A 7,866-nucleotide genomic window follows, 5' to 3' on the forward strand; every position below is an offset into this window, starting at 1 on the left:
TGTCGATGGCGGTGTGAATCCGCACAAATCTGGCGGCGTCAGATATCGGCGGCGTCGCGTGAGCGAGCGTCGAGATTCGGCACAGGTCTGCCTCGGGATATCAGGATAACGATGGAGAGAGAGTTGACGCTGGGCGCGTCGTAGGGAGCCCGTAGGGCGACTGGAGACGCGCCCAGCGCGCGGCGCGTGTTGACAGGCGGACTCGTGATAGAAAGGCGGTTTGCCGAAGAAACAGGCGCGGCACCGGCCACCAGACCTCGCGAGTCAAGCCGATGCCGCGCCCCACACCGATTCCGGATGTCGGTCCGGAGCACGCGTGCGCGCCAAGTATTCCATGACTGGCGCGGTCTGTCGATGGTCTTCGGCGTCCATCGAGGAGCGTCGATGCTGCCCACTGGCCGCCTGTTCGTGTGCGCCCGCTGCCGGGTGCAAGTCTTCATTTGCCGCCGCTGTGACCGCGGCCAGCGTTACTGCCAGGATTGCGCCCAGGAGGCCCGGCGCGCCAGCGTGCGGGAAGCCGGCCGACGTTACCAGCACAGCCGTCACGGGCGCTTCGCCCATGCGGCGCGAACGCGGCGCTGGCGGGCTCTACACAAGAATGTGACGCATCAGGGTTCACTCGCAGCCCCCACCGATGCTGTACTGCAACCGGACCCGCCGACAGACGCCGCCGTTGCAGTTCAAGCGGATGATCGTGCGACGGCGGCGCCGGCAACGCCGCGCTGTCATGGCTGCGGCTGCCCGCTGCCGCCGTTCGTGCGTACCGGCTTTGTGCGTCGTCGTGGTCCCTGTCATGTTTATCGTGGAGACCTGGATGACCATCGGAGTCGAACTCGAGGCGCGGATCCTGCGCCTGTATCACGTTGAGAAATGGCGCTGCGGCACCATCGCGCGGCAGTTGCATGTGCATCGCGAGACCGTGCAGCGTGTGCTCGCGCACGCCGGGCTGCCGCGGCACGGACCGCCGCCGCGCGCCTCGATGATCGAGCCGTACCTGCCGTTCATCCGGCAGACGCTGGAGAGCTTCCCCTCGCTCACAGCCAGCCGCCTGTACGCGATGGTGCGCGAGCGCGGGTACAAAGGCGCGCCGGACCACTTCCGGCACCGGGTCGCGTTGCATCGACCGCGCCCGATCGCCGAGGCATTCCTTCGCCTGCGCACCCTACCAGGCGAGCAGATGCAATGCGACTGGGGACACTTCGGCCACCTGGAGATTGGCCGGGCACGACGGCCTCTGATGGCCTTCGTGATGGTGCTCTCGTACTCCCGCGACCTCTATCTGCGCTTCTTCCTCGACGCACGGATGGAGAACTTCCTGCGCGGCCATGTCGGCGCCTTCAGCCACTGGGGTGGCCTGGGCAAGGTCATCCTCTACGATAACCTTAAAAGCGCCGTGCTCGAGCGTCAGGGCGACGCGATCCGTTTCCACCCGACGCTGCTCGCGTTTGCCGCGCATTACCGGTTCGAGCCACGCCCTGTCGCCGTGGCGCGGGGCAACGAGAAAGGCCGTGTGGAACGGGCGATCCGCCATATACGCGACGCGTTCTTCGCGGCGCGCACCTTCACGGATCTCGACGATCTGAACGCACAGGCCGAGCACTGGTGCCGCACCCAGGCGGCGGACCGTCCGTGTCCCGAGGATCGTGCCATGACGGTACGCGAGGCCTTCGCAAAGGAGCGGCCGCTATTGTTGCCGCTGCCGGACAACCCGTACCCCGTGGACGAACAGATCGCGGTCAAGGTCGGCAAAACGCCGTACGTGCGCTTCGACCTGAACGACTACACGATCCCGCATACACACGTGCGTCGCACGCTGACGGTGCGCGCCGATCTGGAGCAGGTCCGTGTGTTCGACGGTGCCGAGGTGATCGCCAGTCACCGCCGCAGCTATGACCGCGATGCGCAGATCGAGCTGCCGGCGCACATCCGCGAACTCGAAGAGCGCAAACGCCAGGCCCGCCAACATCGCGGCGTCAACAGCCTGACCAAGACCGTGCCGGCCAGCCAGTTGCTGCTCACGCGCGCGGCCGACCGCGGCGCGAACCTCGGTGCGCTCACCAACGCGTTGCTGCGCCTGCTCGACCGGTACGGCGCGGCTGAACTGCAAGCCGCCATCGAAGACGCGCTCGCCGCGGGCGTGCCACATGCGAACACCGTGCGTCTTGCACTGGAGCGACGGCGCATCGCGCGCGGCATGCCGCCACCGGTCGCGCTGCACCTGCCCGAGCACGTGCAGCGCAAGGACACGCCGGTGCAGCCGCATCGGCTCGACACCTATGATCAACTGACGACAGGCGACGATGACCATGAACACCTACACCACTGAAGCTCTGCGCTCACGCGCGCAGGTGTTACGCCTGAACGGGCTCGTCGAGCACTGGTCCGATGTGGATGGCGCCGAATGGGTCGCACCGCTCATCCAGTGGGAAGAAGATGAGCGCGCCCACCGCTCGCTGCAGCGACGCATCCGCGACGCGCGGCTGGGCAAGTTCAAGTCGCTGGGCGACTTCGACTGGAAATGGCCCAAACGTATCGATCGTGCGGCCGTTGAGGAACTGATGTCGCTCGCGTTCCTTAAGGAAGCGACCAACGTCGTGCTTATTGGCCCAAACGGCGTGGGCAAGTCGACACTGGCGCAGAACCTGGCGCATCAGGCGTTGATCCGTGGCCACACGGTGTTGTTCAAGGCCGCCGGGGAGATGCTCGGCGAACTGGCCGCGCTCGACAGCGATTCCGCATTGCGCAAGCGTCTGCATCGCTATGCTGCCCCTGATGTGCTGGTGATCGACGAGGTCGGCTATCTGTCGTACTCGAACCGCCATGCCGACCTGCTGTTCGAGCTGATCAGCCGGAGATACGAGGCCCGTTCCACGATCGTCACGACCAACAAGCCGTTTGCACAATGGTCCGAGGTGTTCCCGAACGCCGCCTGTGTCGTCTCGCTAGTCGACAGGCTGGTGCATCGTGCCGAGGTCCTCTCGATTGAGGGCGAGTCCTATCGCCTGAAGGAAGCGCGCGAGCGCGCCGAAGCCCGTTCCCGCCAGCGGGCCGCGAAGAAGATCGTCACGGAAAAAGGAGCCGCAGCATGAGCCACGATCCCTTGCTGCCGTCGGGGCGCCGACGCGGCCTGCCGTTCGTTGTGCCTGACGACTGGACACCCGAGCAGGCGCTCGCTGTGTTCGAGTTGCTCGACGATCTACGTGAAGTCGTTTGCTCGCGCTATCTGCATCAGATCCAGGACTTGATGCGAGAAGAGCGCCGATCCCCCAACCAGAGCCGCGAGTCAGGCGACGCCGCATTCTGACGTCTGTCGCGCATCACAAATAATGGGGCCCGCGTGGCCCCTTTATTGTTGAGCAATTCACTCAACCTTGCGCCGCCATTTATGCGCGGTTTTACACCGCCGCTAACAGGGGTACATATTTGTACGTGACCTCGAAGCGCCACTCGTCACTGCGTGGGAGATGCTTGCGTTCGCTAGAGGGATCGGTCTCACCTCTGCTAGAGACGGGGCTGGCGATCTGGACGGCATGAGGCGATCAGTCGAGTCCTAAGGATGGCTGCTGAGCGGATCGTGCTCGGGAAGCGCGCGGCGCAGGCGCCGTCTCCATGCGATCCGCTGGGTAGAGGGTTAGGAATGTCCTCGCGGCCTCGGGATCTCGGCACTTTAGCCAGTCATCCCAGCTCTCCGGTGGCAACACGACAACGGAGCGCTTTTCCTTCCCTGGCGCGTGCATGCGCTTCATCAAAGGGTGGTTGTCTGCGTTGACCGTGAGCATCGTGAAGGATAAGAAGCCGTCCGGCCATTCTCTCCAGAGGCCGGCGATCGCAAACGTGGGCTCGGCCGGTAGCCAGATGCGGTAACGGGTGGATCTCGGACCCGCCTCGTAGTTTGGCTCGAATATGGCCTCGGCCGGCGCGAGGCATAGCTGTCCTTTCTTCCACGGCCCGGAGAAGGTGCGGCGTTCTCCTACTGTCTCCGACCGGGCATTCGTCGTATCGAATGGCTTCACGCCAGCAGGGATCCTCGCCTTCGGTACCATGCCGAAGTTGGCCAGAACCGCCTGTCGGTTGCCGTCCGGATCCGTCCGTATGATGGGTGCTATGTAATCCGGCCACGTTTCAGGCGGATACTCCTGGTCGGGCGGCGTCACGCCGTAGACATCGCGGAGTAGATTAGCCTGCACAGGGATGTAGTTATTGCACATTCCGGGCACCCTCGAAGCTGTTCAATATCCAAGCATAGCGCGGACCCTGCAGGATTGCTCGGCAGTCCCCTTTGCGGAAATCTTCGCCGGCGCCGTTCGCGTCACGACATCCAGCTCGATGTCATCGCCGCGGCGCGTGGACGGGCGCTGTTGCTGCCGGAACGGTTGCCGGTAGGCCGTCCAATTCTACCGGGCAGCGGCGGATGCCGACGCTGACCAGCATCGCGAGAAGGTGCGCCAGGTCAGCGAAGCCAGTAGACCCAAGCTCATTTGTCAGAACCCCGGTTCAACAGCTTCCCAACGGTCGCGTGCGCGGACGATCGTTAGATCGTCGGGACTAGCGTTCCGGACGAATTCGCTGAGGGGCAGTTTCTGCATGGTACGTGCTCTCCTAGCCGCGATGTTGGCGGCGTTTGCTTGCCATTTTGCTAGGGGTGTGATCCGCAATGGTTTTCAATACTCGCTGGATGGCCGCGCTGCGGCGTTTGAGCGCGTTGGCCGCCGGCAACTCCATCGCCATTCCTGTTACCACCTCCGCCTTTGGCTGGCCGTTCTTGCACAAGGGGCACCAATGCGGACGCTTAATGGTGTTCGGCGTCGCCCACCACTGGTGTCCATCTGCGCACTCAAATAGAAGATGGATCTTGTCACCTAGGTATTCCTTGGAAAGGCAGCGGCCGAGCCGGCATTGCGCGACGGCGTGGATCTCTTCTAGCCGGCTAATTCGCGCCTCAGGTGTGAGCGCTCTTGGCTGATCCGCACAGACCGGGCACCAAGACCCCCTGTGGCGTAGGTTCGCTGGTTGGGCTTCCCAAACGTGGCCTGCTGCACAGCGGAAAATGTGCTTGCGGTGAATTCCCCGGTATGTCTCCGACAGGCACTCGCCGTGCCGTTCTGAGGCCATTCTACGAACATCTTCGAGCGTCAGGGGGGGGCTATTCGCCGCACCGCAGTCGGGGCACCACCGACCGCGATGCAGGAGGTTGGTGACGCGAGTGGTCCACTCGTGCCCGGCCGCGCAGGCAAAGCGCAGGGTCGATTTGGTATCCACGAATTCTGAGGGAGTGGAGAGGCATCGACCGCCTTTCGACTGCGCTAGGTCTACGATGTCTGCATACGTCCGTGTTGCCATCGCGAAACTCGTTCTATACGTCTTCGTTTAAGGTTGGCGGTTTCCCAGTCTCGAACCATACTCCACGTCCATGGCTCTTTCTATCGGCGCACACAGGTTGCGTGACATCGGCCGCCAACGATCGCAGGATGTCCCGCCAACTCACGATGCCAACTGGTCGGAACTGCTCATCCACGATGGGGATGCACGAGACCTGGTGGGTGAGAAAGAGCTCGATGGCATCTGCAATCTCAGCCTCAGGGCGCAACGTTACCGGCTTGCGTGTCATGATCTGGTGCACCCGCTTGTTGAGGGTGTTGACGTCCCTGGCCGTCTCCACCGTACTGCCTATAAACGGGCTCATAGCGCGGAGCAAGTCGCGGTCCGATACAACGCCATGCAACTTCCCGTCTTCGACGACTAGCAGATGGTGGAACTTAGCCTCGTCAAAGATACCCTTGACCGTTGCCAACGTGTCGTCGAACACTACGGCGACGACTCTTTTAGACATGATGCTATCAATGCTCACTACTGGCTCCGTTGTCGGTTACTTTGAGCCAGCGGCCACTGCTTCCTTGAAGGTCTTTCCAGCGGTGAAAGCGGGAACAGTCGTTGCAGCGATCTTGATAATTTCGCCCGTCTGAGGATTGCGGCCGTCACGCGCTGCCCGCGCGGAACTCTTGAAGGTGCCGAAGCCCGGTACCGACACGTCGCCTCCAGATGCGACTGTGCCCTGGATGATATCGATGCATGCATTCACGGCGCGCTCAGCATCTGCCTTGGTGAGCTCAGTCTTGGAGGCGATTGCCGCAATCAATTCGGATTTGTTCAACTTCCTTCTCCCTGGGGTGGGGTGACTTAAATGGACGCCGGCGGCATCCATCAGCGAGCCGATACTGGCCGGTTGGTTACCTGTACGTGTTGCGGGTGACTAGCCAAGCAAAAAATGCCACAAGCACGGCAATCCATCCGAGAAGTAGCCAGCCGGACGCGTGCGTGCCGGAAAGGGCCCGAAACGCACTTGCTAGTGGCTTACCCCACAGCGCCGCCACAATCAGAAACGGAAGCATCCCGACGCAGAAATAAATGGGTAAATTTCTCCGGGCGTCCTTCTCGTGTTCCTTGCGCCAGTAGGCCCTGTGTGCCTTGTATTGCGGATCGTTGGCACGCGCTTCCTCCATCTGCCGCAGCGCGTCAAGAGGGGAGATATCTGAGTGAGATTCCATATGTGGACCTATTCCCCGCGGTGTTGTGTTTGTTCAAACGTGCGAGCGTTCGGCGTCTGCGAACGTAGGACCTCAGCAACGTAATGCCCGCAAAGAAGGTTGCTGTGGCCCCAATACCCGTCTGAATCGTATATCTCTGGAGTTTCAAATGCAATATCTATGTTGCATCCGGATTTAGAGCTGCAACTAGACCACGATACGCATCGGCTTCTTTCGCCGGCACCCGTTGTCCTGTCTTCTCATAGCGTCCGATCTGTTGTCGCGTAAGGCCCCAGCGTTCCGCCAGTTGCGTTTGTGTAAGTCGCGACTTTTTGCGCAGCGCCTGCGCATCCTCGCCGTATAGCACCTCAGGTATCCTCATGGCATAGTGACAAATGGAACATAGACGTTCCATAAGAGTAACGCACGCCGTGGTACTCAGGTAGGGGTATCGGCTGTTTTGTCGGCGATCTTCACCCCCGACCGGTGGGGTTGTATGCGTGCTGGCCAGCGCCATGTTGCCTTGGGGCACCGTTCACGTAGGCTTTGACACGGTGGCTGTTGCTCTCCGGAATGCGTAGGATGGCAAGGGAGGCGACTGCCAAAAGGCTCGCTACATGTATTTTGATGCCTCATACGAAAACGCCACAACAGGGGCAACAAGAGAAAACGCCCATTGGGGCATCTTGGAGATAGCGGATATGGGTGAAGCCAAACGGCGCGGTAGCCGGAGCCAGCGGGTGGCTGCGGCCTCCACAGTAATTCCCACCCCGGACGTCATGCGAGACAGCCTGGGTTTCCCGGAATCCTGCAGGTTCGTCGGCTATGTCGTGCACCTGCCCGACAGCGATGAATTCCTGGCTGGCGCCAGCGAGCCACAGCCCGGCGTCGTCCTTTACCAGTACGCGGCCGCACCCGGCCTGGCCAAGGTCTATGCGAATTTCCGCACGGCTCTCAAGATTGCTGACGACATCCAGAAGCATCGAACGGTCGTCGCCTACCTCTTTGATCACGGGACCCAGTGGCTGGTTGGCTTCCAGGGCACGGAGCCCGAACCTCAACTAGCTTGAAAGAAAGCGCCCCCTTGTGGATGGCAAACTAGAAAATTCGACTGAGGGAAATCATGACCGAAATTGTTGCCGACTTTGACCACATGATGGAGGAAGCTGGTTCGACCGCCGCCCGGTATATGACTAGGGAATCGCTGATCAATAGCCGCTAAGCGGAGCGTCAGCGCTTGTTTGACATCCGACTCTCACGATGCGGGAGAGCGGGGGTGGTTTGAGCCCGATTTGGGGCCGCATGGCACCCAATTCGCGCCATTTCTGGCGCAATCTTCGCA

9 protein-coding genes are annotated in these 7,866 nt (G+C 61.7%); 4 read left to right on the forward strand and 5 right to left on the reverse strand.

Annotated features, from left to right (window positions below; genetic code table 11):
* Positions 1–814 precede the first annotated feature (814 nt).
* From istA to AC1DT6_RS40050, 3 genes are read left to right on the forward strand one after another with little or no spacing between them, the layout of a single operon-like run.
* Positions 815–2,326, forward strand: coding sequence for an IS21 family transposase (gene istA / locus AC1DT6_RS40040; protein ID WP_477115583.1), 1,512 nt, complete (start codon positions 815–817; stop codon positions 2,324–2,326).
* On the forward strand, positions 2,307–3,089 hold the full coding sequence (gene istB, locus AC1DT6_RS40045; RefSeq protein WP_477115584.1) for an IS21-like element helper ATPase IstB: 783 nt from the start codon (positions 2,307–2,309) through the stop codon (positions 3,087–3,089). Before istA ends, istB begins: the two co-directional genes overlap by 20 nt.
* Positions 3,086–3,304, forward strand: a complete 219-nt coding sequence (locus tag AC1DT6_RS40050; RefSeq protein WP_477115585.1) for a hypothetical protein — start codon at positions 3,086–3,088, stop codon at positions 3,302–3,304. The genes istB and AC1DT6_RS40050 overlap by 4 nt, the downstream gene beginning before the upstream one ends.
* Before the next feature lie 235 nt (positions 3,305–3,539).
* On the opposite strand, the gene AC1DT6_RS40055 is transcribed toward AC1DT6_RS40050, so the two are convergent.
* The 5 genes from AC1DT6_RS40055 to AC1DT6_RS40075 all read right to left on the reverse strand — a co-directional run bounded on the left by AC1DT6_RS40055 (position 3,540) and on the right by AC1DT6_RS40075 (position 7,041).
* Positions 3,540–4,208: an SOS response-associated peptidase gene (locus AC1DT6_RS40055; RefSeq protein WP_477115586.1), complete on the reverse strand. Its 669-nt coding sequence runs from the start codon at positions 4,206–4,208 to the stop codon at positions 3,540–3,542.
* A 1,145-nt stretch (positions 4,209–5,353) separates the two neighbouring features.
* Positions 5,354–5,848, reverse strand: coding sequence for a CBS domain-containing protein (locus AC1DT6_RS40060; RefSeq protein WP_477115587.1), 495 nt, complete (start codon positions 5,846–5,848; stop codon positions 5,354–5,356).
* 18 nt (positions 5,849–5,866) lie between these two features.
* A complete protein-coding gene (locus AC1DT6_RS40065; RefSeq protein WP_477115588.1) occupies positions 5,867–6,151 on the reverse strand; it encodes an HU family DNA-binding protein in 285 nt (94 codons plus the stop codon).
* Between the two features lie 76 nt (positions 6,152–6,227).
* On the reverse strand, positions 6,228–6,545 hold the full coding sequence (locus AC1DT6_RS40070; protein WP_477115589.1) for a hypothetical protein: 318 nt from the start codon (positions 6,543–6,545) through the stop codon (positions 6,228–6,230).
* Between the two features lie 157 nt (positions 6,546–6,702).
* Complete coding sequence (locus AC1DT6_RS40075; RefSeq protein ID WP_477115590.1) at positions 6,703–7,041, reverse strand: helix-turn-helix domain-containing protein; 339 nt, start codon at positions 7,039–7,041, stop codon at positions 6,703–6,705.
* A gap of 100 nt (positions 7,042–7,141) precedes the next feature.
* On the opposite strand from AC1DT6_RS40075, the gene AC1DT6_RS40080 reads away from it, so the two are divergent.
* Complete coding sequence (locus tag AC1DT6_RS40080; protein WP_477115591.1) at positions 7,142–7,594, forward strand: hypothetical protein; 453 nt, start codon at positions 7,142–7,144, stop codon at positions 7,592–7,594.
* Positions 7,595–7,866: the final 272 nt, after the last annotated feature.

The sequence above is a fragment of the Cupriavidus sp. 01L45 genome (genome assembly GCF_056399885.1).